Annotated in this window: 21 protein-coding genes; 3 read left to right on the top strand and 18 right to left on the bottom strand. The window is 62.0% G+C overall.

All coding sequences use genetic code 11. From position 1 onward, the window contains the following. Positions 1–114 precede the first annotated feature (114 nt). The 15 genes from HNP49_RS16960 to HNP49_RS16890 form a co-directional block, all read right to left on the bottom strand. Entirely contained in the window at positions 115–1,113 is a 999-nt protein-coding gene (locus tag HNP49_RS16960) for an isocitrate/isopropylmalate dehydrogenase family protein (RefSeq protein WP_184685238.1), read from the bottom strand. Next, positions 1,110–2,015 carry a DMT family transporter gene (locus HNP49_RS16955; protein WP_184685236.1) on the bottom strand — a complete coding sequence of 302 codons (906 nt, stop codon included), beginning with the start codon at positions 2,013–2,015 and terminating at the stop codon, positions 1,110–1,112. The genes HNP49_RS16960 and HNP49_RS16955 overlap by 4 nt, the downstream gene beginning before the upstream one ends. Continuing rightward, positions 2,015–2,659: a carbonate dehydratase gene (gene can / locus HNP49_RS16950; RefSeq protein WP_184685235.1), complete on the bottom strand. Its 645-nt coding sequence runs from the start codon at positions 2,657–2,659 to the stop codon at positions 2,015–2,017. Before can ends, HNP49_RS16955 begins: the two co-directional genes overlap by 1 nt. A gap of 156 nt (positions 2,660–2,815) precedes the next feature. After that, positions 2,816–4,039 carry a C69 family dipeptidase gene (locus tag HNP49_RS16945; protein ID WP_184685233.1) on the bottom strand — a complete coding sequence of 408 codons (1,224 nt, stop codon included), beginning with the start codon at positions 4,037–4,039 and terminating at the stop codon, positions 2,816–2,818. Between the two features lie 29 nt (positions 4,040–4,068). Further along, positions 4,069–5,412, bottom strand: a complete 1,344-nt coding sequence (locus HNP49_RS16940) for a flavin monoamine oxidase family protein (RefSeq protein ID WP_184685232.1) — start codon at positions 5,410–5,412, stop codon at positions 4,069–4,071. 109 nt (positions 5,413–5,521) lie between these two features. Then, positions 5,522–5,971: a ribosomal protein S18-alanine N-acetyltransferase gene (gene rimI / locus HNP49_RS16935; RefSeq protein ID WP_184685231.1), complete on the bottom strand. Its 450-nt coding sequence runs from the start codon at positions 5,969–5,971 to the stop codon at positions 5,522–5,524. After that, positions 5,968–6,750, bottom strand: a complete 783-nt coding sequence (locus HNP49_RS16930) for an energy transducer TonB (protein ID WP_184685229.1) — start codon at positions 6,748–6,750, stop codon at positions 5,968–5,970. The genes rimI and HNP49_RS16930 overlap by 4 nt, the downstream gene beginning before the upstream one ends. Next, positions 6,747–8,297, bottom strand: a complete 1,551-nt coding sequence (locus HNP49_RS16925) for a 2-isopropylmalate synthase (protein WP_184685227.1) — start codon at positions 8,295–8,297, stop codon at positions 6,747–6,749. Before HNP49_RS16925 ends, HNP49_RS16930 begins: the two co-directional genes overlap by 4 nt. Positions 8,298–8,466: 169 nt before the next feature. Continuing rightward, positions 8,467–9,705: a saccharopine dehydrogenase family protein gene (locus HNP49_RS16920; RefSeq protein ID WP_184685225.1), complete on the bottom strand. Its 1,239-nt coding sequence runs from the start codon at positions 9,703–9,705 to the stop codon at positions 8,467–8,469. A gap of 26 nt (positions 9,706–9,731) precedes the next feature. Then, positions 9,732–10,829: a carboxynorspermidine decarboxylase gene (locus HNP49_RS16915; protein WP_184685223.1), complete on the bottom strand. Its 1,098-nt coding sequence runs from the start codon at positions 10,827–10,829 to the stop codon at positions 9,732–9,734. 204 nt (positions 10,830–11,033) lie between these two features. Continuing rightward, entirely contained in the window at positions 11,034–13,370 is a 2,337-nt protein-coding gene (locus HNP49_RS16910) for a DUF6160 family protein (protein WP_184685221.1), read from the bottom strand. A 12-nt stretch (positions 13,371–13,382) separates the two neighbouring features. Beyond that, entirely contained in the window at positions 13,383–13,985 is a 603-nt protein-coding gene (locus HNP49_RS16905; protein WP_184685219.1) for a DUF6160 family protein, read from the bottom strand. After that, positions 13,975–14,973 (bottom strand): hypothetical protein, encoded by a 999-nt coding sequence (locus tag HNP49_RS16900; RefSeq protein WP_409372561.1) that lies wholly within the window; start codon positions 14,971–14,973, stop codon positions 13,975–13,977. The genes HNP49_RS16905 and HNP49_RS16900 overlap by 11 nt, the downstream gene beginning before the upstream one ends. Before the next feature lie 67 nt (positions 14,974–15,040). After that, positions 15,041–16,078 (bottom strand): DUF6160 family protein, encoded by a 1,038-nt coding sequence (locus tag HNP49_RS16895; RefSeq protein WP_184685215.1) that lies wholly within the window; start codon positions 16,076–16,078, stop codon positions 15,041–15,043. Positions 16,079–16,257: 179 nt separating this feature from the next. Then, positions 16,258–16,875, bottom strand: coding sequence for a hypothetical protein (locus HNP49_RS16890; RefSeq protein ID WP_409372560.1), 618 nt, complete (start codon positions 16,873–16,875; stop codon positions 16,258–16,260). Between the two features lie 195 nt (positions 16,876–17,070). Between HNP49_RS16890 and mksB the strand changes: the two genes are divergently transcribed. Genes mksB through mksF form a run of 3 tightly spaced genes read left to right on the top strand, consistent with a single transcriptional unit; the run spans position 17,071 to position 21,843 of the window. After that, a complete protein-coding gene (gene mksB, locus HNP49_RS16885; RefSeq protein WP_184685211.1) occupies positions 17,071–18,345 on the top strand; it encodes an Mks condensin complex protein MksB in 1,275 nt (424 codons plus the stop codon). Next, the gene (mksE, locus tag HNP49_RS16880) at positions 18,335–19,033 is read left to right on the top strand and encodes an Mks condensin complex protein MksE (protein WP_184685209.1); all 699 of its coding nucleotides are present in this window, start codon (positions 18,335–18,337) and stop codon (positions 19,031–19,033) included. The genes mksB and mksE overlap by 11 nt, the downstream gene beginning before the upstream one ends. Next, positions 19,030–21,843 carry an Mks condensin complex protein MksF gene (mksF, locus tag HNP49_RS16875; RefSeq protein ID WP_184685207.1) on the top strand — a complete coding sequence of 938 codons (2,814 nt, stop codon included), beginning with the start codon at positions 19,030–19,032 and terminating at the stop codon, positions 21,841–21,843. The genes mksE and mksF overlap by 4 nt, the downstream gene beginning before the upstream one ends. Positions 21,844–21,897: 54 nt before the next feature. Here mksF and HNP49_RS16870 read toward each other — a convergent pair whose 3' ends face one another. Genes HNP49_RS16870 through HNP49_RS16860 form a run of 3 tightly spaced genes read right to left on the bottom strand, consistent with a single transcriptional unit; the run spans position 21,898 to position 25,436 of the window. Then, positions 21,898–24,186, bottom strand: coding sequence for a PqiB family protein (locus HNP49_RS16870; RefSeq protein WP_184685205.1), 2,289 nt, complete (start codon positions 24,184–24,186; stop codon positions 21,898–21,900). Beyond that, positions 24,179–24,802 (bottom strand): paraquat-inducible protein A, encoded by a 624-nt coding sequence (locus HNP49_RS16865; RefSeq protein WP_184685203.1) that lies wholly within the window; start codon positions 24,800–24,802, stop codon positions 24,179–24,181. The genes HNP49_RS16870 and HNP49_RS16865 overlap by 8 nt, the downstream gene beginning before the upstream one ends. Continuing rightward, positions 24,789–25,436, bottom strand: coding sequence for a paraquat-inducible protein A (locus HNP49_RS16860; RefSeq protein WP_184685201.1), 648 nt, complete (start codon positions 25,434–25,436; stop codon positions 24,789–24,791). The genes HNP49_RS16865 and HNP49_RS16860 overlap by 14 nt, the downstream gene beginning before the upstream one ends. Between the last annotated feature and the right edge of the window lie 182 nt (positions 25,437–25,618).

Raw genomic sequence — 25,618 nt, 5'->3', positions numbered from 1 at the left:
GGGGGGCAACAAATCGGATTCATAATGCTGGGGTCGGTGGTTCAAGTCCACTCGTTGCTACCATATTGAAAAGGGGTTCAGCGCAAGCTGAACCCCTTTTTCTTTGCCTCGCATTTACAGACGCTGCAACACACCCTGGGCGATCTGCCGGGTCGTCTCGCAGCCATAGTCGATACCGCCCTCCTCCTGCAGAAAACGCTCGACAGCACTCTCCAGGCGCACAGCCAGCTCAGGCAATTTCCAGTGGTGACGCACCAGGAGTGCCGCACTGAGCATGGCTGCCAGCGGATTGGCGCGGCCGCTTCCGGCGATGTCCGGTGCACTGCCGTGTACGGGCTCGGCCAATGCCAGACCACCGCCCCAGTTGAGCGAAGGCGCAAGCCCCAGGCCCCCGCCCCAGTGGCAGGCCAGGTCGGAGAGGATGTCGCCGAACAGGTTGCTGGTAACGATCAGGTCGAACGCCTCGGGCTGCTGCACCAGCTGCAGGGCTGCCACGTCGACCAGACGCTCATCCACCCGCTCGCCAAGGCCAGCTGCCTGCAGCACCTCCCGGCAGCTGTCACGAAACAGCCCGCAGGTCAGCGGCAGCACGTTGGCCTTGTGGACCAGAGTGATTCGTCGCGCCTGGCGTTGTTGCGCCACTACGACCGCACACTCGGCCAGACGCGAGCTGGCGGCGCGACTGATGACCCGCTCGGCGATTGCCACACCATCGGATTCCCAGTGCTCGCGACCGCTGTACAACCCCTCGCTGTTCTCGCGCAGGATCAGCAGATCAATGCCAGGTTTGGGTGAAACCTGCGGCCAGCTGCGCACCGGGCGCAGGTTGACGTTGAGCCCCAACTGCTGGCGCAGAGAGAGGATGGCGCTGCGATACCCCTCCACCTTGCGACTGGGCGACGAGACAGCGCCAAAAAGACCGGCACCGCACTCGCGCATGCGGTCGAGAGTGGCTTCCGGCACCGAAACGCCGCGTTTCTGGAAGCACTCCCAGCCGGCCTCGGCCTCGACCACGCGCAACCCGGGCAGCAGCTTTTCCAGCACGGCGACGGCGGGCGGCACCACTTCGCGGCCGATACCATCACCCGCCATGACGCATAACGAGTAACTCATGTCGTTTGCTCCTGCACCCGCCCTGCCAGCAGCAGGCCAGCCAGAATCAGACCTCCGCCAATCCAGTGATACAGCTGCAGCGATTCATCCAGCAGCCACCAGCCCAATAGCGCGGTAAATACCGGCATCAGGTAATTGCTCATGGCCGTGCGAGCCGCCCCCAGCTCAACCACCCCCAGATTCCACAGGTGATAGGCCAGCACCGAGGCCAGGGCTGCGGTGTAGAGAATGGCCAGGGCATTGGGCAGGTTGAGCTCGAAGGTCGCCCCCCGGTACAGATCCCAGGCATACAGCGGCGTCAGCATCAGGGTGCCCAGCAGCACCAGCGCCCCCAGCAGGACCAATGGCGGCAGCTGGAAATAGCCCTGCCAGCGACGCAACAGCAGTGAATACAGCGCCCAGTCGAGCGTGGCCAGCAGCATCAGCAGGTCGCCTTGGGCAAAATCCAGGCCCAGCAACAGCCCGAGCTGTCCCTTGGCGATCAGATAGAGCAGCCCCAGCATGGCGACGATCAGGCCCAGCCAGGCGCGCCGGGAAGGCCACTCGCCGAGCAGCACACCTGCGCCGATAAAGGTCGCCAGCGGCAGGCAGGTGCTGACCAGCGTGATATTGATCGCCGGCGTGGTAAGCGCCGCCGTATAGAGAAAACAGTTGTACAGGCTGATGGCGAGCAAAGCGGCGACCCACAGGCGCCAACCGGCGCGGAGCAGGATATGACGTGCCTGCCACAGCGGCCGCGCGACCAGCGGCAGAATGATCACCAGAGCGACGGCCCAGCGCCAGAAGGCCAGGCTCAGTGGCGGAATGGTGCCGGAGAAGGCCCGCGCCACCAGCGCATTACCTGCCCAGATCAGGCTGGCCAGCGCCAGCCCGAGCCAGGCCAGCGTGGCACGGGACGGCATCAGGATTGCCCGAGGGGGCGCAGGCGATACTGCGGCGGCAACTGTTCAAGGCTGCTGACGGTGACATTGAGGTTCTTCCAGCGACCGTCCTTGATGCCGTAGATACAGCCATGCACGGACAGATCCTGGCCGCGGTGCCAGGCGTTCTGCACGATGGTGGTATGGCTGACGTTGGCCACCTGATGGATCACGTTGAGCTCGCACAGGCGATCAACACGTTCTTCCTCGGTCTCGAACTGGGCGATGTGCTCACGCTGCTCGTAGTAGAGGTCGCGAATAGTGCGCAGCCAGCCATCGATCAGGCCGAACTGGGTATCCTGCATGGCCGCCCGCACGCCACCACAGCCATAGTGGCCGGTCACCAGGATGTGTTTGACCTTGAGCACATCCACCGCGTACTGGATCACCGAGAGGCAATTGAGGTCGGTGTGCAGCACCACGTTGGCCACGTTGCGGTGCACGAACAGATCGCCGGGCAGCAGGCCGACAATCTCGTTGGCCGGCACCCGTGCATCGGAGCAGCCAATCCACAGGTATTCCGGCAACTGCTGCTTGGCCAGCTTCTCGAAGAAATCCGGCTCTTCTTCCTTGATCGCTTCCGCCCAGCGGGCGTTGTTGTCGAACAGTTGCTGCAGATCGCTCATGCTTACTCCGTCAGATTGCCCTGGCCTTGCTCCAGCCCCATACCACCAGACCGGACCGGCAGTTTACAGGGGCACACAAGGCATGCCGAGCCTGATCTGCGACCGGGCAGGGCCGCAGCAGCTCGCCCTGTTGGACCGCCCAGCCTGGGCGACAGGTCACAACCGGGCGTTGCGCCGCCACCAGCGCGGCAGCGATAACGACCCGCTCTGAGCCTCGCCATGCCAGCGGGAATGCCAGGCCTGCGCATACTGCTGATCCAGCGCGGCAAATGCGCCGGACCACAACGCTGCCTCCACCTCATCGCGCGAGCGGCGCAATGCCTGGCGAAACTCAGGATCGGCCAGCGCCCGCCGGTACACCGTTTCGAAGCGCCACCACAGGCTGCACTCGACGGGCGCGTCTTCCGGCGAGATCAGGGCGCTGTCCGCAACCGAGGTGAAATCCAGCGGCTGAAAGAGGCCAAGACAGGGCGCCGAAGTTGCCGTCACTGCCAGCTGCGGCGACGCCTCCAGGCGCGCCACGAGGCTGCCGGTGGTCTGCGACGGCCGCCAGAGGCTGCCGGCGTGCATGCACACCTGGCGGTTGTTGTGCCGTGACCAGTGATCGCCAGCAGCACCATGCTCACGCAACGCCGCAAACAGATCGCGCCAGCCCACACTGTCGGCCCGCCCGAGCCAGGCCTGATTGCACGCCCGGCGCTGGTGGGCACCACCGATCCACGGCAGCAAGCGGGTATCGAAGGCGCGGGCGAAGTGAAAATCGCCCCGGCCATCCCAGCAACCGGCAGCCCTGGCCTGCTGCGGCAGATCGGCGCTGCACAGATCGAACTCGTGGCCCAGGGTCAGCGCATTGGAAATCGCCCAGCGCTCCACACGTTTGGCCGCCCACAGCTGTCCGGCGGTCTCCAGTACCCAGCACTCCTGCGGATCGGCGATGAGAAAACTGGAGTCGTAGCGAAACTGTTTGTTGCGGTAGCCCGCTGCGCCTGCCTGACCAAAGCGCTCCAGGTGTTCAGTGATCACCGCCAGCGCCTCTCGGGCGCTGGCGCCACGTTCAAGTCCCAGGCGCAGCAGGTCCATGCCCAGCAGCGCCTCGCCGTGCCGGCGGGTGAGCTTGGTGAAGACCGCTTCGTTGCCGATGGCCACCCCATGCTGATTGACGCCCATCTCGCCGCCCCACATCCAGCAGGGCTGACTGAGCAGCACGGCATGGCGCGCCGCACGCTGCGGGATATCCAGATAGGTCGTCCGTACCGTCCGCGCCGTATCACCGGAAACCGCCGGGTAATAGCGCCACAACTGCGGCTCGGCCGGCTCGCGGTCACTGTTCTTGGCCAGCCAGCTCACGCCATCCTGACGCAGCACCAGGGTGTCGCACATTCGCGGTACTCCCTCAGCTTCTCAGCCCCTCAGGCTCTCAGCACCTCAGCCACTGCCCGCTCGGCCGCCTCGATGGCCCCATCGAAGTAGCCCATCCAGCGTGTGGCGGTCTCTGTGCCGGCAAAATGCAGACGCCCGACCGGCTCGCGCAAACGCGCCGCACCGCCAGTCCACACTCCCGGCGCAAAGAGTGCGGCGTAACAACCGCGGGCATAGGGCTCATCGGCCCAGCACTTGTCGACATACTCGCGCGGCGCCAGCGCCTGCTCGCCGAAGTAGCGGGCAAAGCAGTCCAGCACCACGGCGCGGCGCTCGGCCTCGGTGCAGGCCGCCCAATGGCGGGCTTCCTCGCCTTCGATAAAGCCCATCAGGATGCCGTGGGGCGAATCCGGCAGGCTGTTGTCGAAGGTCAGGCGCACCGGGCCGTGCTCGCTGGTAGCCTGTCCGGAAAGCCCCTGCTCGCGCCAGAACGGCCGCTCGTAGAGCGCCATGCACTTGATCACGCAGCCCTGCGGCTGGCGCTGCAAGAGCTGGTCGCGCCAGCCTGGCAGCAGGGGCTCGATCTGCAGGCGCAGCAGCATCGTCGGTGGGATGGCGAAGATCACCCGGCGCGCACGGAAGCTGTCGGTATCGGTGAACAGCTGCACGCCTTGATCGTCCTGCACCACACGGCGAACCGCCTGCCCGCAGCGCAGGGCATCGCCCAGACGCTCGGCCAGACACAGGCTGATCAGCTGTGAGCCACCGACGATGCGGTCCTGCTGGGCACCGCCCTCGACCGCGAGAATGGTGTCGAAGTCGGTCCCGCTCTTCACGTAGAACAGCGCATGGAGCAGGGAAAACTCATGGGGACTGGCAGCAAACACGGCCCCGGCCATCAGCTCGAAGACCTTGCGCCCATGGGCGGTTTTCAGCGTGCGGCGAATCCATTCGGCGAACGTCATGCGGTCCCAGTCACCGGCTCGCGGATGCTGCGCCGGGTCTTCCAGGGGAATCTGCCGGGAGAGCCGTTCAAAGCGCAATTGCGCCTGCAGCACGTCCAGCAGCACATGGGGAGCAAAGCGCGGAATGGTGCCGCGATAGGGTTTGAGCTTGCCGCCGAACAGGGTGAGGTTGTCGCCGCGGTTCCACAGCGGAAAGGTCGGCAGTGCCAACTCGCGAAGCAGCGCCAGCACGCGGTCCTGGGTCGGGCCGACCCACTGGCCGCCGACCTCCACCACATCACCAGCAGCGAACTGATGATTGAGCGTGCGCCCGCCCACCCGTGCATTGGCTTCCAGCACCCGCACACTGCACCCGGCCTGCTGCAGGCGCCAGGCTGCCGTCAGCCCGGAAATGCCGGCGCCGACCACCACGACATCAAGCGTTTCCATGCCCACTCCTGTTTGTTGTTATGAGGCACATCGTACGGAAGTACCACAAACACAACAAAGGCCGGAATGGTCAAATTCACCGACTAAATCGGACAGCCCGACAGGCAGCTCAGTCCAACAGCGTACAGGCCATCACCAGGGCATCTTCCCGGCCATTGGCCGCCGGGTAGTAATCGCGGCGCCGGCCGATCTCGTTGAAGCCGAAGCGCTCGTACAGGCGGTAGGCCGACTGGTTGCTGGCACGCACTTCGAGGAAACACTCGCGACCACCCTGACGGCCGGCCTCGGCCATCAGGTGTTCAAGCAATTGCAGACCAAAGCCCTGTCCCTGACTCTGTGGACGGACAGTGATATTGAGCAGATGCGCTTCGTCGAGGATCATCTGGATCACGCCATGGCCGATCTGCACACCATCGGCGCACATCACCCAGCACTGGTAGCTGGAGAGCCCTTCCTGAAACAACTTGCGCGTCCACGGATGACTGAAGGCCGCCTGCTCGATGGCCACCACGGCATCGAGGTCCGCCTCGACCATGGGGCGGAAAGTAACCTGACTCATGACGTCTCCCAACGGCTGCGTACCCGACACATGGCACGCCACAGCGGGGCCTTGCGCTCGGGTTCATCCATCAGCAGCTCCAGCCCCGGCAGGGCCCAGGCCGAACCGATGCCGTCGATGGACAGCTCATTTTCATAGCTGTCGGCCTCGGCTTCGCCGGCAAAGCGCAGCGCCGGCAAACCGATGAGCCAGATGCTGGCCGGTGCTTGCTCCTGCTCCTCCACACGGGCCATGACATAGCCCTGAACGAACTCGCGGGCGGCCTGTGGTCCCTGATCGAGATTGCCACGCGCCAGCAACGGCCAGCGCACAGGTTCACCGAGCAGCTGCGGCGCATCAGGCAGGCCAGCGGCGCGCAGCAGATCCTTGAGCAGCAGGTAGGCCGGATCGCGGCTCTGGAAAGGTTCGCCGGTCGGCAACTCGACCAGCAGCAGGCAATTACCGGCGCGGTACAGCTGCAGAGCAAAACGCGGCACCGGTAGTTTGGCCAGAGCAGGCTCTGCAGGTTCCTGAGCATCGCTGACCGGCGACACTGGCGGCTCTGCGCGCACCGGCTTGATCTGCACCCGAGGCAGGCTGGGCGCCGGCGCGGCCGGCTCAGTTACCCGCGCAGTCGGTGCGGTTGCCGGCACAGGCGCCACAACAGCCACCTCCTCAACCGGCAGCGGCTGCAGCAGTTCTGCCCGCGAGGGCGCGGCAAACGGCAGCTCGGTGCGCGGCAGCCAGCTGACCACCTGCATGGCAGTCAGGTAGGCACGGCGACGCAACTCGCCCATCAAACGTCAGCCACCTGCGGGTGCGCTTTCGGTGTGCCGGCCTGCATCAGGTTGAGGGCATTGATATAGGCCTTGGCCGACGCCACTAGGATATCGGTGTCGGCGCCGTTGCCGTTGACGATACGGCCACCCTTCTCCAGCCGCACGGTCACCTCGCCCTGGGAGTCGGTGCCCTGGGTGATGGCATTGACCGAATACAGCTGCAGGCTGGCCTCGGAGTGCGCCACCGACTCGATGGCCTTGAAGGTGGCATCCACCGGGCCGGAGCCGTTGGCATCGGCCTTGACCTCTTGCCCCGCGACGCTGAGGACCAGCTTGGCTTCCGGCACTTCGCCAGTCTTGCTAGCCACTTCCAGGGTCACCAGCTTGAAGTGCTCGGGCACTTCTTCACCCTGGGTGTCGGAGACCAGCGCCTGCAGGTCTTCGTCGAAAATCTCGTGCTTCTTGTCGGCCAGTTCCTTGAAACGGGCGAAAGCGGCATTCAGCTCGGCCTCACCGGCCAGGGCAATACCCAGCTCCTCCAGGCGCGAGCGGAACGCCGCCCGCCCGGAGTGCTTGCCCATCACCATCTTGTTGGTGTTCCAGCCCACCGACTGCGCCGACATGATCTCGTAGGTTTCGCGGTGCTTGAGCACGCCGTCCTGATGGATACCCGACTCGTGGGCAAAGGCGTTGGCGCCGACAATGGCCTTGTTCGGCTGCACCGGAAAACCGGTGATGCCGGAGACCAGGCGCGACGCGGAAAGAATATGCTCGGTCTCGATACGGGTGTGCACATTGAGCAGGTCGCCGCGGGTCTTGATCGCCATGACGATTTCTTCCAGCGCGGCGTTGCCAGCGCGCTCGCCCAAGCCGTTGATGGTGCACTCCACCTGGCGCGCCCCGGCGACCACGGCGGCCAGCGAGTTGGCCACGGCCAGACCGAGATCGTTGTGGCAGTGCACGGAAAACACCGCCTTGTCGGCATTGGGGATACGTTCGAGCAACTGGCGGATGGTGTCGGCGTACTGGTGCGGGATGGCGTAGCCGACGGTGTCCGGGATATTGATGGTGCGCGCGCCGGCGTCGATGGCCGCCTCGATGATGCGGCAGAGGAAATCGATCTCCGAACGGCCGGCATCCTCGCAGGAGAACTCCACGTCGCCACACAGGCTGCGCGCCTTCTTCACGGCCTTGACCGCCTGCTCGACCACCTGATCCGGCTGCATGCGCAGCTTGTACTGCATGTGGATCGGGCTGGTGGCGATAAAGGTGTGGATGCGCCCGGAGTTGGCCCCGCGCAGCGCTTCGGCGGCACGCTCGATATCGGCATCCACTGCGCGCGACAGGCTGCACACGGTGCTGTCCTTGATGCTGTCGGCGATCAGTTTGACCGCCTCGAAGTCACCGGGGCTGGCAATGGCGAAGCCGGCCTCGATCACATCCACACGCAGGCGCTCCAGCGCCTTGGCGATGCGCAGCTTCTCGTCCTTGGTCATGGACGCGCCCGGGCTCTGCTCACCGTCACGCAGGGTGGTATCGAAAATGATGACGCGATCGTTGCTGCTCATAGGAACTCCTCACGGCTGTCGCCAAGGCCCGCACGGGAGCCTGCGTAATAGCGCAATTGTCGCGTGAAATGCCCGGGGCGGGAAGCACGAAGGCCCGGTTCGCATGAACCGGGCCTTCGTGCTGACTACGCCTCACTGACGCGGGCTGGATGCCCGCTCAACTGACGGTTCAGGCGTTCCAGGGACGATCGCCCTGCTCGTCCTTGATCCGGGTCGGCAGCCCCATCTGGTCGAGCAGTTCGAGGAACGGCTCAGGTGCCAGCTGTTCGACGTTGACCATCTTGCCGGCATCCCAGTCGCCACGCGCCACCAGCAGCGCAGCCGCCACCGGCGGCACGCCAGCGGTGTAGGAGATGCCCTGGCTGTCGGTTTCGGCATAGGCTTCGGCGTGGTCGGCGACGTTGTAGATCAGCACCTCACGCTCCTGACCATCCTTGCGGCCTTTGACCAGATCAGCGATGCAGGTCTTGCCGCTGTAGCCCGGCGCCAGCGAAGCCGGATCGGGCAGCACGGCCTTGACCACCTTGAGCGGCACCACGTCGACACCCTCGGCGGTTTTCACCGGCTTTTCGGAGAGCAGACCGAGGTTCTTCAGCACAGTGAAGACGTTGATGTAGTGATCACCGAAGCTCATCCAGAAACGGATGTTCGGCACATCGAGGTGCTTGGACAGCGAGTGCACTTCGTCGTGGCCGGTCATGTAAAGGTTCTGCAGGCCAACCACCGGCAGGTCGTCGGTACGCTTGACCTCGAACATGCTGTTGCTGGTCCACTGACGGTTCTGCCAGCTCCACACCTGACCGGTGAACTCGCGGAAGTTGATCTCCGGGTCGAAGTTGGTGGCGAAGTACTTGCCGTGGGAACCGGCATTGACGTCGAGAATGTCGATCGAGTCGATCTGATCGAAATGCTGCTTGGCCGCCAGGGCCGCCCAGGCGTTGACTACGCCCGGATCGAAGCCCACGCCGAGAATGGCGGTGACGCCCTTCTCCTGGCATTCGGCCAGGTGCTTCCACTCGTAGTTGCCGTACCACGGCGGGGTCTCGCAGATTTTCCCCGGTTCTTCGTGGATGGCGGTATCGAGATACGCCGCACCGGTATCCATGCAGGCGCGCAGCACCGACATGTTGAGGAAGGCCGAGCCGACATTGATCACGATCTGCGAGCGGGTCTCGCGGATCAGCGTCTTGGTCGCCTCGATATCCAGCGCATTCAGGGCATAGGCCTTGATCTCGGCCGGGACTTTCAGACTGCCCTTGGCCTTGACGCTGTCGATGATGACCTGGCATTTGCCGACACTGCGCGAGGCAATGGCGATCTCGCCAAGTTCATCATTGTGTTGAGCACACTTATGGGCCACAACCTTGGCCACACCTCCGGCACCGATGATCAGAACGTTTTTCTTCAATCTAGCTCCCCCAATCGCAGGCCGTCTCAGGACAGGCTCTGCAGGTAGTCGTCAAAACCAAACTCGCGAACCACCTCGACGCTACCGTCGAGCTGGCGCACAGCGATCGCCGGCATCTTGAGTCCGTTAAACCAGTTTTTCTTGACCATGGTGTACCCCGCCGCATCGATGAAGGACAGGCGATCGCCGATGGCCAGCGGACGATCGAATTGGTACTCGCCGAAGATGTCGCCCGCCAGGCAGGACTTGCCGCACACCATGTAGGTGTGTTCGCCGTCGCAGGGCGCCATCTTTGCATTCAGTCGGTAGATCAGCAGATCGAGCATATGCGCTTCAATCGAGCTGTCGACCACGGCCAGGTGCTTGCCGTTGTAGAGGGTGTCGAGCACGGTCACTTCCAGCGAGGCGCTGTTGGTGATCGCCGCTTCGCCAGGTTCCAGGTAGATCTGCACACCGTACTGCTCGGAGAAGGCCTTGAGGCGGGCGCAGAACTGCTCCAGCGGGTAGTCCTCACCGGTGAAGTGAATGCCGCCGCCCAGGCTCACCCACTCGACCTTGTGCAGCAGATGACCGAAGCGCTCTTCGATCACCCCGAGCATCTCGTCGAACAGGGCGAAATTGGCGTTCTCGCAGTTGTTGTGGAACATGAAGCCGGAGATCTTGTCGATCACCTGCTCGACCTTCACCGGGTCCCACTCGCCCAGGCGGCTGAAGGGACGCGCCGGGTCGGCCAGCAGGTAGTCGGAACTGCTCACCTGCGGATTGACACGCAGACCGCGGATCGCCCCGGCGGTGGCCGCCTCGAAGCGCTCCAGCTGGCTGATGGTGTTGAAGATGATCTTGTCGCAGTTCTCCAGCATCTCGGGAATTTCATCGTCGGCCCAGGCCACGCTGTAGGCATGGGTCTCGCCGGCGAATTTCTGCCTGCCGAGCTTGAGCTCGTACAGCGAGCTGGAGGTGGTGCCGTCCATATACTCCTGCATCAGATCGAACACCGACCAGGTGGCAAAGCACTTCAATGCCAGCAGCGCCTTGGCCCCAGACAGCTCGCGCACGCGCGCGATCTTCTGCATGTTGACCAGCAGTTTCTGTTTGTCGATGAGGTAGTACGGCGTCTTGATCATGAGGTGCCCCTGCAGCGTCAGCCCAGCGAGAGCCAACGGCCCCCGAAATGCGGAGGCGAATTGTGCCGATAAGCACAGATTACCGAAAGGGTTATTACGGTCATTTGTCTGATCAGTCAGACCCGGCAGTTTTTACACCCACTCAAATGACCACACAGAAACGACCAGGCCCGCCGAAGCGGGCCTGGCTGGCAAGGCGATGCCTCAGTTGATCGGCGTCGCCGTCAGGTTGGCGCGCACATCGGCGTTCTGCAGCTTGATGCCATACATGGCCGTCACCGCGCCGCCGGTTGGGTGCACATTCTGCAGGCGATCGATATTGATCTCCTTGAAGTGCACTCGGCCGTTGACGGCAAAGCCCAGCGGATCAGGGGAGACCTGAGTACCCGCATTCGGCCCGGACTTGATCTTCACCTTGGTCGGCGCCACGTCCAGGCTCAGGTCGGCATTGACGCCATAAGTATTGGCATTCGGATCAACAGGGTTGCCATCGGAGGTGTACACGTTGTCGACCACGATCTGGCTGCCGCTGCCATTGATCGGCTTGCCGTTGCCATCGAGTGTACGGTCGGTCTCATAAATCAGCTGGTTACGCTTTTCGTCGGTAACCACGCCATTGCTGGTGCCTTCGATGCTGCCATCCTTGGCCAGGATGGCTTTCAGCTTGACCGATACCCCTTCGTTGCCGCGATCTTCCCAGCGCCCGCCATTGGCAGTACAGGCACTGGACGAGGCGCCACTGGCACCCACGCACAGCGCGCCGGAACCACCGGAGCTGAGCGCCAGTGTGGAGCCCTGCTCGTAGCGTTTGAGCACCAGACGCCCAAGACTGGTGCCGGTATCCTTGTTGCCCCAGCGCACATCGGACACATCCAGCTTGGACCAGTAGGTGCCCTTCTTCAGCTCAACGCCGTTGTTGGTGACATCCAGCGAACCGTCACGAAAGTGCATTTCATAGGTAGTGCCGGACAACCAGAGTCCTTTGCCGGCCTCGTCGACAGTGATCGCGGCCTTGCCATTGGTCACCATGAAGTCGGCGTTGTAGCGCAGCCCGTCGCCGCTGCTGCCACCCGGCATCAGCGTGATCTGACCATTCATGATGAAGTCGTAGGCCGGGAATATCTCCATCAGCACCAGCAGTTCAGTGCCCCCCTGCAGCGGCGAACTGGCGCTACCCACGCGCAGCCCGTCGAAGCTGTAACTGCCCTGGACGTTCTTCATGCCCAGACGAATGCCGTTGAAGTGACCGTCATAGTTACTCGAGGCCGGGTTGGTGCTGACACTGCCGGCATAGCAACCGGTCGCGAAGCCATCACTGCAACCTTTGGTCACATCGAGGGTGAACTGGCCGGTGCCATTGGTTTTCAGGCCGCTGAACCACATGCTGTTGCCGTTATCGGTAACCGACAGCGAGCTGTTGGCCATGTTCCAGCTGACATCGGCAGTCAGACCCTTGAGTCCGGAACTGGGATCACCACCCGGACGCAGCTTGAGCCAGTTCTGCTTGCTGCCGTCATTAATGAAATTCAGGTCCAGCGCCAGACTGCCCAGCTTCTGGTTGGTCGGATTGCCCATGACCAGACCACCGAGCGTGGCATTAAGATTCAAATCGGCGAAGGCCAGCCGGGCATAGCTGCCGATGCCGTCCTGCTCCAGGTCCACCGTGATGCCAGAGGTGCTGCGCAGAGTGCCGGCGAAGTTCTCGGCCCTGAGAACCCCTTCATCCTGATACTGGAAAAGGCTGTTGCTGAAGCTGACATCGGGCTTGATCGTCAGGCCCTGCCCAGTGCTTCCACCCCCGGCAATGCTCAAGCTGCCGCCCAGGCGCAGATCCATGTTGACGCGACCGAAGCTGCGCGACGCATCCGGATGGCGCGTATCCAGACTGCCCGGCGTCACTGGCGACAGCTCGCTGTGTGCCAGATCCACCGAAATACCGCCAACCGCCCCCACGAAACGCGAGCTGCCTAGGCTCAGCTTGACTTCGCTGCCGGTTCCGCCTGACACGATGTCCAGGTAGGCATTGTTCAGGTACGTGTCGAAGGAGACACCCTTGACGATTAGGTCCAGGCCATTGTCACGATAGAAGAAGGTGGCATCGCTGATCGACAGGCGCGAGCCGTCCAGTGCAATGCCACTCACGCCACTGGCTCCGAGCCCCTTGAGGCGCAGGCTGGCGCCCAAGGTGAAGAAGGCCCGAAAAGCACCAAAGCTCTTGGTGCTGCCAGCAAACTCGAGATTGCTGACATTGAGTTCGCGCGGCGCGGCGCTGTATTCAACCTGCAGTTGCTGCCCGACAACATCGAGCGTGGCGCTATCGGTGCCGGTGCCAGCCTGCGGCTTGAGAGATAACGTCTTGGCCGACAGCGTGGTGCCGTCGGAGTTGTAGTTGATGCTGCCGGCAGTCCAGCCGCTGGTGGCATGCTCGATGGAAATCCCCGACTGGCCATTGACCTCGGCCAGACCTTCATCATCCAGCGCCTGCATGGCCTGCGCCAGCGGGGTGAGGAAGAACGGCAATAACAGCCAGCTACGACGCATCGTTCAACCTCTTCAATTCTTCGGGAAGATCAGGACGTTGCCCTGCATACGGATGGTGCCGTCGAGCTTCGCCGAAAAAATATTGGTCTGCTGGTAGGTAGTATCCGCAGCAGCAGCACCGGCCTTGTTGTTACGCCAGCCGCCCTGATTGGCCACAGCGAAGGCGAAACTGCCGTTCTTGTACTTGACCTCGTTGGGTAGCCCGAGCTCGATCACATCCTGATTGAACAACGCGCCATCGCCACCGAACCCACTGTTGATCAGGCGGGTACGCAGGGTCAGCCCTTCGAAGCTGAAGGTTCCCTTGAGGTTGTCCAGTACATACCAGCCGCCAGCCGCCTCAGAGCGAACCGCCAGCCGCATACCGCAGGCCTCGGTGGCCGTTGAGCCCGGCGCATGGCAACTGCGTTCATTGGCTGCCCAACCGGTCTGGGTAACGCTGGCCGGGGTATTCCACAGCACGCCACCCTCCTTGTTGATACTGAACTCACCGGACAGGTACACGCCGCCCTGACCGCTCTGCGCACTCAGATCAGCATCATTCAACGCCTGCAGCTCGGCCTGGGCATTGAGCGCCAGGGCCACGAGCAGCACACCACATACCTTAGAGGTCATAGCTGCTCACCTTCAGGTAGTTGAAGCTCAGTCCGCGAATTTCATTGCGCCCGAAGTTGTAGCCACCGGTTGGCAGTTGCCCGGCACCCGGCCGGGTGCCGCCAGCATTGAGGTTGTCGATTACGATATTGGTGCGCGGTGCATTGGCGTAGAAGTCCACCGCTCGCTGCTGACCGATACCGCTACGGGTATCGACGTTGGCCGTCGGATTGTTGGGGTCCTTGACCGGATTGGGCAGCTCAAGAACGAACTGCCCATTGCTGGTGACATCGAACAGCAGAGGTTGGGTCTTGCCATACCCCAGAGAGACATTGGCGTAGGAGTTGGTCAGGTAGATGGTGCGGGCAGCCTGCTCTGCGGCGGTCGCGCAATTGGTGGTACCGGCCGCGCAGCTCATCAGCTCAAAAGTCTTGGCGTAGATATTTAGCCGAGCCTCACCTACCAGCTGCGAACGAGTCGAATCGCCCCACAGGCGCAGGTAAGAGCCGTCCATTGCCAGCTCGCCAATGTCGAAATTGAGTACATCGGTGCGACCGGCTGCGACCTGAAAATCGTAGCGAATGCCCAGATCGACCTTCTCTGCCGCACGCGAGGAGCAGTTGCTGCCTGCCTCGGCGAAACCGGACACGCAGGCATTGCCGCCCGAGGTCATCAGGCTAGGGAAAGTCAGCTCCAGTACCGACAGATTACTTGGTGTGGTCTGCACCCACTGCCCATCTTCACGCAGACTGCGCAGGGCCTCCCCCTTGGCCAGATTGAGCGCGAAGGGATAGGCCAGGCGACCAACATTGGTCGGGTTCAGCGTGGTCCCCTTGTTACTGCCGGCCGCCGCCATATAGAACTCTTTCACCGAGATCGGTACGTTCTGACCGCTGCCATTGGTGATGTCATTGATGGTGATGGTCGCCTGGGTGGCATCGAAGACAATCCCATCCAGCACAAAGCCGATACCCGCCCCATCGACGGCCGACAATTCGCTGTCGTCCATTGCCTGCATTTCCGCACAAAGCGGGGCGCACACGAGAAAAAGAGCAAAAGGCCAGAGTGCGCGCATATCAACAGCCCTTGTTTGGAGTGCCGAAACAGGTGTCCTTGCGCGGAATTCCGTTAAAGGCTTCCTGGAAGGAGGTATTAATCGCAGCCGAACCATCAGCATTGCGCGGGATGTTCATGAAGGCACCCGCCAGGGCGGAGATGAACTGGCTAGCATCCTGTTGATCCCGCCACTGCACGTTTTGCGTCTGCAGCGAGAGGAATACCCCTTTCGCAGCCGAGACGAACTGATTGGACGAATTGAGTTTGCCAATCGGGAAGGTGCCGTAGTTGGCAAGCGGGAAGCAGGTCTGGGTACTCAGCAGCGAACAGTTGCTTGAGCTAAACAGCCCCAGAAGAAAGTTATCGAAGCCCGAGCCGGACGGAATGGACAGGGTCTGGCCATCGACCATACCGATCATGGTGGCACGCACCGGATCTGCGTCGCCCGAGCCGTTGACCAGTTGTGCTTGCGCGCTGAAGTCACTGTTGGCATAGGTGCCACCGACCAGACCCTTGGCGCTGGCACAGATCAGGTCATACCAGGCACAGTTCATCTGGGTTGCCAGGTAGCTGCCCTTGCCATACAGATCCACCGCGATATTGCCGGTCATCCGATTGATATCACCGGACAGATAGCCCTGGGCCTCACCAAAGCCCATGCGCACGCCGACCACCTTATTGCCCGAATAGGCCAGTTCAAGGAAGGGATTCTTGATACGAAAGGCATCGACCTGACCGGTTACATCATCCACCGCACCCAGAGCGAAGTTATTGATGTCGATATCGGCTGTGCCGGCGGCTTCGCCGCTACGGTCATACTTGCCCAGACGCAACTGACGGATATTCAGCTGTGTCTGCACATCAACACCAAAGTTGACCCGGGTGAAGTTCAGGCCATTCGCAGCGTCGGTGGTCAGATTGATAAACGCCTGCCCAGTGACATCGGACAGCTCACTATCATTCATTTCTTCCAGCTTGGCATGCGCAACGCCGCTACCGATCAAGCCGGCACAAAGCACCGCGCAAGCAGTTTTGACAGACGGGAAGGACCTGCGCATGACATTTTTCCTATAGCGTACGGTCGAGTCGGACAAACTCGCTCCTGATTCAAACTATAGGGATCAAGCCCGGGCAAGTGACCGACCCATAGTCGAGTCGATCACGCCAATCCGCCACCGCCAGAATATCGCCACTACCGCACTGTTACCCAAGTGCACAGCCCGAGTAACGCCCCACATCAGATCGTTCGAAATAGCCCGATCAGATGCTCGGCAATGGCGCCTTTGATCGACTCGATATTCAGCGCCGAGAGATGGCCCAACCTGGCCGGATTGATCCGGTGCAGGTGCAGCGACGGCATGCGCGACTCGTACTCGCGAAGATCGCCCTTGATCAGCACAGGCAGGAAACAGTCTCCCTGCTTCTGGTAACGCTGCACCAGCAGGCGCAACCCTTGATGGAATGGCAGCTCCCGCGACGGCGACAGACGGTGGACCCCAGGCACCTTGAGGATCAGCCCGGCATGACCAACCGCCTCACCGGGCATGATATGGATGCCTGTCGGCTCAACGGCCTGCGGAGGAATGTCATGAAAGGTGTCATGCCAGGCCTGCTCATTGGGCAGAATGGTGATGCTGCCCTGAGACTCTTCCGGCACGACGAAGCTGTAGTTGCTGTAGAGCTTCTCGACAAAGCCGGAATAGATGCACAGGCGATTCTCGAAGCGCCGCAAGAAGGCAATCGCCTCGCTGCGGTCAGTGATCGCATCCAGATCCCAGTCGAGATCACGACGACCCTGCAGGTCTTGCCAGCAACTGTCGAGTTGGCGTGCTTCCGCGCTCATGGCTCGTCTCATCCGTATGTTAAAGATGGATTAGCAGATTCCGGGCCAGCCTCGAAGCCATGGATTTCAGTGCACAACTTGAGACTCAAGCCGCGAACCCCGACCTAAACTGCCGTTTTTTGTCAGCAACGCCAGCAGTCCGAGAGCAATGCCGCGCCAGGCTTTTCCTGCAGTACAATCGGCCCTTTTGTGATGGATCGCCCGCCCATGATCGACCCCAAGCGCGTCCTGCGCGCCCTTGCCGAACACTGGACGTTGCTCGAGCCGCTCTGCGAGCGCTTCGATGCCGGCACCCTGGGTCTGGCCGAGTTGCGCGGCCAGTTAGCCAGCCAGTTACCCGATGGCACCCCAACCGATATCACGGCGCTGCTCGACCAGTGGATACGCCTGGACATTCTGGTGCCCGTGGCCAAGAGTCCGAACCGCTTCGAGCTCAACGCTCAGATTCACGACTTCCTCGCCTACCTGCGCCGCGAGCACCGCCTGGGCCTGTGCCTGGAAATCGAGGCTTACCTGCGTCATCTGGAGCGCCTGGCCGGCTATATTCGCGAGGCCTTCGACGCCCGTGACGGCCACGATCTGGCGCGCCAACTGCGCCTGCTCGACATGCGCGTTCGCGACGTGCTCAAGAAGCTGGCCAACGACGAGCAGGCACTGATCGGCGTGGCCGAGCGGGCCAAGACCAGCGACCGGCAGATCCCCCTGCGCCAGCGCTATGCCGAGGTACTGGCGACCTGGGACGAGTACGTCGAGCCGATGATCCAGCTGGTTGCCGCCGACGGCGCCTTCGAGCAAGGCGTGTACCGGGTCGAACAGGTGCTGCTGCGCCTGCTCGGCGAGCAGCAGCGCCTCGGCCAACTGGTCGATGACGACCTGCTCCTGCGCACCCACGCGCGGATTCTGGAGATGCAGACCACCGCCCAGCTGACCCTGCGCCGCGCCCGCGAACTGCTGCTGCCGCTGCGCGAGGAAGCACGTCGACACAATGCGGTCACCCGTGGTGCCGCGCTGGCTCTGGCAGCAATCCGCAAGAAGGGACTGGATGCCGTGCCACAGGCGGCGCTGCCACTGTTCACCCGGCCGCAAAGCAACTTCCTCGGCACGGCCAGCCAGGTGGAAAGCTACGTCTATGCCCTGGCCCGCTTCGAGCCCAAGCCGGCTCAGTTCCCCCGCGCCAGCAAGGCTCGCTCCGGGGAGGCACCTCGCCCGCCACGCACCGCCCGAGAAATGATCGAGCGCTGCGAGCAGGCCCTGCCGCTGCCGGACCTGATGCTCTGGCTGCTGGAGCAGGAGCCCAGAGGCGCGACCGACGAATTGCTCTACTGGTTCTCCCGCCTGTCGCGGGACAACCGCTTCCAGCGCGATCGCCTTGAGCGCCGCGACTACCAGACCGCCGAACATGAATTGAGCCTGTGTTCCTATGCCCTGCTATCGAGCAAGGCACAGCAGGCCGACAGCACGAGCGCCAGCCATGCATCTTGACCTCTCCCAACTGACCCAGCTGACGCCGATCTTCCGCGAGCTGTTCAAGGGCTATCACATCAGCCAGCGCGATGCCGAGCTGTACAGCCAGCTGTCCAACCTGCAGGACGCCTACCGTGCCCTGTTCCGCGCAATGGGCTTCGAGCTGGTGTGCGACAGCCGCGGTTTCTACTACTTCGTCCCCGAACAGATGGGCGCTCAGGTCAACAAGACCGCCCAGCGTCTGGCGCTGTTCACCTTCATTCTCGTCGAGCACCTTGCCGATCAGGGGCGCGACCCGCTGGCCGTGCTGGATGGCGGCACCCTCGGTCGTGATGAGCTGCCGGCCCTGCTGGACAAGTACCGCGACCTGTTCGTGCAGGCCGAGGTACAAACCCAGGAGGACTTGGAAGAAAAGGTTATGCGCCGTCTGACCCAGCTCGGTTTTGCCCAGGAAGACAACGGTATCTACCGCTTCCTGCCGCCGATGCACCGTTTCCTCGATGTCTGCCTGGCCGTACAGCAGGACCGCGACCTGGCTGCTGTCCTGCACAGCGACCTGCCGCTCCCGGCGCCCACGCTGAGCGAAGAGCCTGAAGAAGAGCCCATCATCAGCCTCACCGATGACAGCGCCGATAACGAAGAAGCGGCTCTGGCCCGCGCCATTGCCGAAGAACGAATTGCCGAAGAACAGGAGGCGCAAGCATGAGCGATAACCGTTATGGCATCCGCCGCTTTGCCCTGCTCAACACCGCTGGCTACAGCCTGGGCATCTTCCCGCTGGAAAACCCGCTGTCGGTGTATGGCGCCAACAACCTCGGCAAGTCGGCCTCGATCAACGCGCTGCAGTTCCCGATCCTCGCCCGCATGTCGGACATGAGCTTCGGCAAGTACAGCCTGGAGCAGTCACGCAAGTTCTACTTCGCCAGTGACACCAGCTACATCCTGGTCGAGGTCAACCTGCCCCACGGTAGCCATGTGATCGGCGTGGCCGGTCGTGGACCGGGCGGCGGCTTTGGCCACCAGTTCTTCGTGTATCAGGGTGAACTGGATCTGGCCCACTACCAGAAGAACGGCACCTGTCTGCGTCAACGCGAGCTGTTCGCCAACCTGGAGCGAGAGGGCATCAAGGCCTACGAGGCCAAACCCGAGGAGCTCCGGCGCCTGCTGGTTGGTGGCTATACCTCCATCCCGCTGGACCTGACCCTGATCCCGCTGCGTTCGACCAGCGAGCAGAGCCTGAAGACCTTCCGTGCCCTGTTTATCAACCTGCTGCATATGCGCGAAATTACGGCAGCGAAGTTGAAGCAGCTGTTCCTCGATGCCTTCGAGCACAGCCTGCGCTCGGGCAGCGTCGACTATATCGCCGCCACCGAAGAAGCCTTCCGCGATGTGCGCCGCATGGAGCAGGACTACCAGGCGCTGGTCACCGCCGGCCCGTTGGTCGAGGCCCTGGCCAGTGGCGTCAACCAGCGCGAACTGCTGCGCGGCAAGCTGCATCGACTGTCACCGCTGCTGGACAACCTGCTCGGTGCCTGGCACGACTACGCCGATGCCCGCAAAGGCGAGCTACTGGAGCAGCATGAGCACTACCGCGCTGAGCAGGACGGCCTGCAGCACGAGCAGCGGGGCGGCACTCAGGAACTGATGCGCCTGGAGCGCGAGATCAGCGAGCTGCAGCGCTGGCTCGGCGAACTTTCCGTGCTGAAGAATCGCTTTGCCCTGGTCACAGACGCCAAAGTACTGGAGGAGCAACTGCTGGCGGCCAAGGACGCCCACGACGAACTGGCCGGCGCCCTGGCGCAATCGCGCCAGTTCTCTGCCGAAGACCTCGACGAGCGCCTGCGCGATCTGGAGAAGCGCCTGAAATCGGTCAAGCAGCAGCTCGATCATGCCGACAACAACAGCTACTCGCGCCTGCGCGAGGAGTTCAGCCAGGCCGACGTCGACCGTCTGATGCGCCTGTTCAACGGTCAGCTGTTTAGCCTGCCGCTGGGCGAGAAAGGCATCCAGGCCGAGGGCGACGACTGGGTCAAGGCCGTCGAGGCCGTGCTGGACCGTTTCAAGGGCGATACCTTCGCCGTACCGGGCCTGTCCATCGACCTTTCGCACATCGAGCCACCAGCCCTGCAGGCGCTGGCCGACCGCGCCGCCCTGCGCGACCAGAAAGACCGCCTGGAGCGCGAACTCAAGCAGCTCAAGACCCAACAGGCGGTCGCCGCTGACCGCGCCGCGAGCAAGGCCCAGGCCGAGCAGCTCTACCAGGCGGTGCTGGACGCCCAGAAAGCCCTGGAAGATTTCCGCCGCAGCCAGACCCTGAGCGCCGAAGAGCCCGAGAAACTCGAACAGCTCGCGCGACTGGAAGCCGCACAGGATGAGCTCAAGCGCGCCAGCGATGCCTTCGCCGAGCGCGTGCAGCAGCTCTCCGCCAAGCTGCAGTTGGTCGGCCGCCAACTGGCCGATCTGGAAGCCAAAGAGCGCACGCTGGAGGACGCCCTGCGCCGTCGCCAGCTGCTGCCGACCAATCTGCCCTTCGGCACGCCATTCATGGAGCCCGTGGACGACAGCCTGGACAACCTGCTGCCGCTGCTCAACGACTACCAGGACAGCTGGCAGGCTTTGCAGCGTATCGATGGGCAGATCGACGCACTCTATGCCCAGGTCCGCCTCAAGGGCGTGGCCAAGTTCGACAGCGAAGAAGATCCCGAGCGTCGCCTGCACCTGCTGATCAACGCCTACGCCCATCGCCAGGATGAAGCCCTGACCCTGGCCAAGGCACGCCGTGCGGCGGTGACCGACATCGCCCGCACGCTGCGCAATATCCGCAGTGACTACGACAACCTCGAACATCAGCTTGCGCTGTTCAACCGCGAGATAAACCGGCGCCAGGTCTCCAACCTGGAGAGCTTCCGTATCGTGCTGGCACCGAACAAGGACGCCCTGCGCCATATCGACCAGATCATCCACAGCGCCGGGCAGTATGAAGAAGGCGAAACCCTCTCGGTGTTCGACCTGACCCAGTCCAGCGACCAGGATGCGCGCAATGAGGAAGCCAAGGAGTATCTGGCTCGTCTGGTTGCCGCCAATGGCAACCAGCTTGGCCTCAAGGACCTGTTCGAGCTGGCCTTCGAAATCACCAAGGTGGGCGGGCAACCGATCATCCACACCGACATCGATGGTGCGGCCAGTAACGGCACAACCATGACCATCAAGGCGCTGACCAACATGTACCTGTTGCTGCACCTGATGGATCGTGAGCAGGCCGGCAAGGTTCGCCTGCCGTACTACCTGGATGAGGCGGCGGACATCGACGAGCGCAATCAGCAGGCGCTGATCGAAACCAGCTTGCAGCTGGGCTTTGTGCCCATCCTCGCCTCGGTCAAACCGCAGGTCTCTGCTCATGTCGCCATCGACCTGGAGGGTGGAAGCGGCCCGAATGGCATCTACATCGACGAAGCCGACTGGAAGTTCATCAAACGCAGGGAAAGCCTAACCAGCAATGCTGTCGAGCCTGCCTGACCGGCAGAAACAACAAGGGCCGCATCTGCGGCCCTTGTCCATTACGCACTACGCTTACTTGCCGAGGTTGATCTTCGGCGCCCACTTGAGCCAGTCATCCTGTGGGTCGTCAAACAGTACGAAGGTCTGCCCTGCATAAGCCGGCCCGCCCATCTGCGGATTGTCTGGCGTGGCAAAGGCTATGCCTCCCTCCAGCATCGACTCGAGCGATTCAGTGCGCACCTTGACCCCTTTGAACAGCCCGGCGTCCACACCAATGCCACTGGTATTCCAGAAGCGCGTGCCACTCCGCACCAGCGGTGCATAGCGCGACTCGATCAACAGCTCGATCAGCACGCGATCTGAGTTAGGGCCCAACTTGAAGCTGGTGACCTTGCCTACAGGGATCTCGCGATAACTGACCTCGACACCCGGCTTGAGTGAACCCCGCTGCGGGGCACTGAGCACCACGCGCAAACCCTTCTCGCCGTTGGCCGTATTCAGCGGGGCCGACTCACGCGCGATAAAGCTGGTCTTCACCGCACCGGGGCGCGCTGCCGGGGCAACCTCCAAGTACTTGCCACTCACCAGCGTATCCAGGTTGGCGGTACGAACCAGGCCCAGTTCAGGTTTGACCACCCAGAACTCCGTACCAGCCACGGCGATGCGCTGTTCAGCCTGCACAACACGGGCCTTGAGGACGACACCCGACAGATCGGGCAGCAACTCGATGGCCTCGATCTCACCCACTTCCAGTCCTTTGAAACGCACCGGCGTACCGACGTTGAGGCCATCGGCAGACGGCACCCGGATATCCAGCATGACGCCCCGGGCCGAAGCCTTGTCCTCGCTGTCATACAGCACAAACGCTGTCTTGCGGCGCGACTTGTTCAGGTCCGGCGTATCGAACGAGATACCGCCCATGATCAGGCTCTCCAGTGACTCGCTCTTGACCTCGACACCACTTAGCCCGCCCTTCAGGGTTACGCCGCTGGCATTCCAGAAGCGCGTCGAATCATTGATCAGGTTGCTGAACTCCGGCGGGATATGCACGGTAAAGGTGACGCTGCGCTTGTCACTGCTCAGTTGCGTGTTCTGTACGGTACCGACCCGCATCTGCCGGTACAGCACCGGGCTACCGGCCTGCAGGGAGCCAACACGCTCACTGGTCAGACTCAAGTGCAGACCCGGAGCGTTTTCCTTGAGCGGCGGGGCTTTCTCACGCACCACGAACTCACGCGTCGGCGCCCCTTCCTTGGAAAAACGCACCTCAATGTAGTTACCCTTGACCAGCGCCTCCAGTCCGGTGATACCGGCCAGCGAGATACTGGGCTTGACCGTCCAGAACTCGGTCCCCTCGACCAGCAGCTCTTCAGTGCGGGGATCCATGGTCAGCTCGGCCGTGGCCTGACTGAAGTCCTTGCCCATATCCATGGACTTCAAAGTACCGACCTGCACGCCGTTGTAGATCACCGGAGTCTTGCCCGGCTCCAGAGCGTCCACACTCTTCAGGCGCAGCAGCACCTTCAACCCGGATTGCGCCGCATCGAAGTCCTCGTACAGGCGGAACGGGATACTGGCATCAGTGGGAGGACTGTCGCGACGGTGCTCAGGCGTAGCAAAGGCAATACCGCCAGCCGCGATGCTGACCAGTGACTCGGTACGCACCTTGAAACCCGACAGGCCGCCACTGATGGTTACCCCGCTGGCATTCCAGAAGCGCGTATGCTTGCGCACCAGATGGGCATATTCAGGCTCGATGAAGACCTTGATATCAACACCGCGCTGGTCCTCCGCCAGTTGGTAGCTTTTGATCTGGCCAACCTGGATCTGCTGGTAATAGATTGGAGAGCCCGCCTCCAGCGACCCCAGTCGATCGGCCTTCAGGGTCAGGTGCAAACCGGCAATGGCATCAGAGATGGCCGGCGGTTCCTTCAATGCGACAAAATTTCTCTCAGGCTCACCCAGGGCAGGATCAATGGCGATGTAATTGCCCGACATCAGAGTTTCAAGACCGGTTACCCCCGCCATGCTGACGCGCGGCTTGACCAGCCAGAAACGGCTGTTCTTGCTCAGGTAGGGGGCCGCCTCCTTACGAACCTCGATGCTGGCATCGACGGCGGAGACATCCGGCGTCACATGCAGGTCGACTACCTTACCTACCGAGATGCCCTTGTAGATCAACTCGGTCTTGTTGACCTGGATACCCTCGCCGCTGTCGAAGCGCACCTTGATAACGACGCCAGCCGAATCATAGGCACGCCACCCCAGCCATACACCGATCATCAAAGCGATAATGGGCAGTATCCAAATGGCAGACCAACTGCTGGTCTTCTTAACATCAGGCACAGGCAGGTCAGCCATTTTCATCTTCCGTTTTCGCGTTGTCCCAAATCAGCCGGGGATCAAAGGTATGGGCGGCCAGCATGGTCAGTACCACCACACTGCAGAATGCGGCGGCGGCAGGTCCCGCCTCAATCGTGGTGAGGTTACCAAAGCTGACCAGTGCCACCAGGATGGCAATGACAAAGATATCCAGCATTGACCAGCGGCCAATCCACTCGATAAATCGATACATCAGGATGCGCTGTTTAGCCGACAACGGCTGATGGCTTTGCACCGAATACAGGAGCATGCCAATACCGATCAACTTGAATGTTGGCACCACGATACTGGCGAAAAACACCACGAAAGCGATCGGCAGCATATCGGCATGAATCAACTCGATCACCCCACCCATAATGGTCGACGGCGCAGGATTGCCAAACAGGTTGATCGTCATGATATCCAGCACGTTGGCGGGGATGTAGAGAATGGTTGCCGTCAGCAACAACGCCCAGGTGCGTCTCAGGCTATCAGGCTGACGCGCATGCAGCACGGCACCGCAGCGGCGGCAATGCTGCTCTTCTGCGGTTAAGCCCTGTCGATTGAGCTGGTGGCAATCACCACACACCAGAATGCCGGCATCAATCGCGCGCATCGACATCCCCATCCAGTGCATCCCATACCTGATGTGGCGACATAGTAGCCTCCAGCCAAACCTGAGCCAGCAGCAAACCAACAAAACAGGCCAGACCAATGCCGATATGCAACTCAGCCAGACTGACCAGCTTCACAATCGAAACCAGAATGCCCATCAGGTAAACCTCCAACATCCCCCATTCACGCAGGTGTTGATAGGTTCGGTAGAGCGCGCGAGCTTGGGACAACCCCTGCCTTGTGCGGATGCTGATCAGCACAAATAACTGACAGAGCAACTTGCACAGAGGAATCACCATACTGGACAGCAGAACCACCAGCGCGACGTGCCACATTCCTGTTGCATATAGCGCATGAACTCCTGTCCAAACCGTGTCCTGGCTAGTTTGCCCCAAGAGGGTCAAGTGCATGATCGGCAGAAAATTGGCCGGTATGAATAGCAAAAGTGCCGTCACAACCAGAGCAAGGCTGCGACGCTCCATCGCGACACGATGAACGATCAGAGAAAAGCCACAACGTGGACAAGAAGCTTTCTGCCCATGCCCCACATGCGGCTTGAGCATGAGCAGATCGCACTCATGACAGGCGATCAACTGGTCGAGTTCAACATTTTTCAAGTCAGGCGCTGCATTCATCAGGCTATCCCTCACCGGCGCTGCATCTAACCACAACAGTCCAGGCTCAGCCAGTCAGGTGGGAGCTCGGTAAACCAACTTAATAACGCGCAAAGACAAACCCCCGAGTCTCTTGCGAGGCTCAGGGGTTTGGGATAGGAGCTTGACGATGACCTACTCTCACATGGGGAGACCCCACACTA

This window comes from Pseudomonas fluvialis (genome assembly GCF_014207935.1).
Taxonomy (GTDB): Bacteria; Pseudomonadota; Gammaproteobacteria; order Pseudomonadales; family Pseudomonadaceae; genus Aquipseudomonas; species Aquipseudomonas fluvialis_A.
Note: the sequence above shows the minus strand (reverse complement) of the source record. Positions and strands in the feature narration are given on the sequence as shown.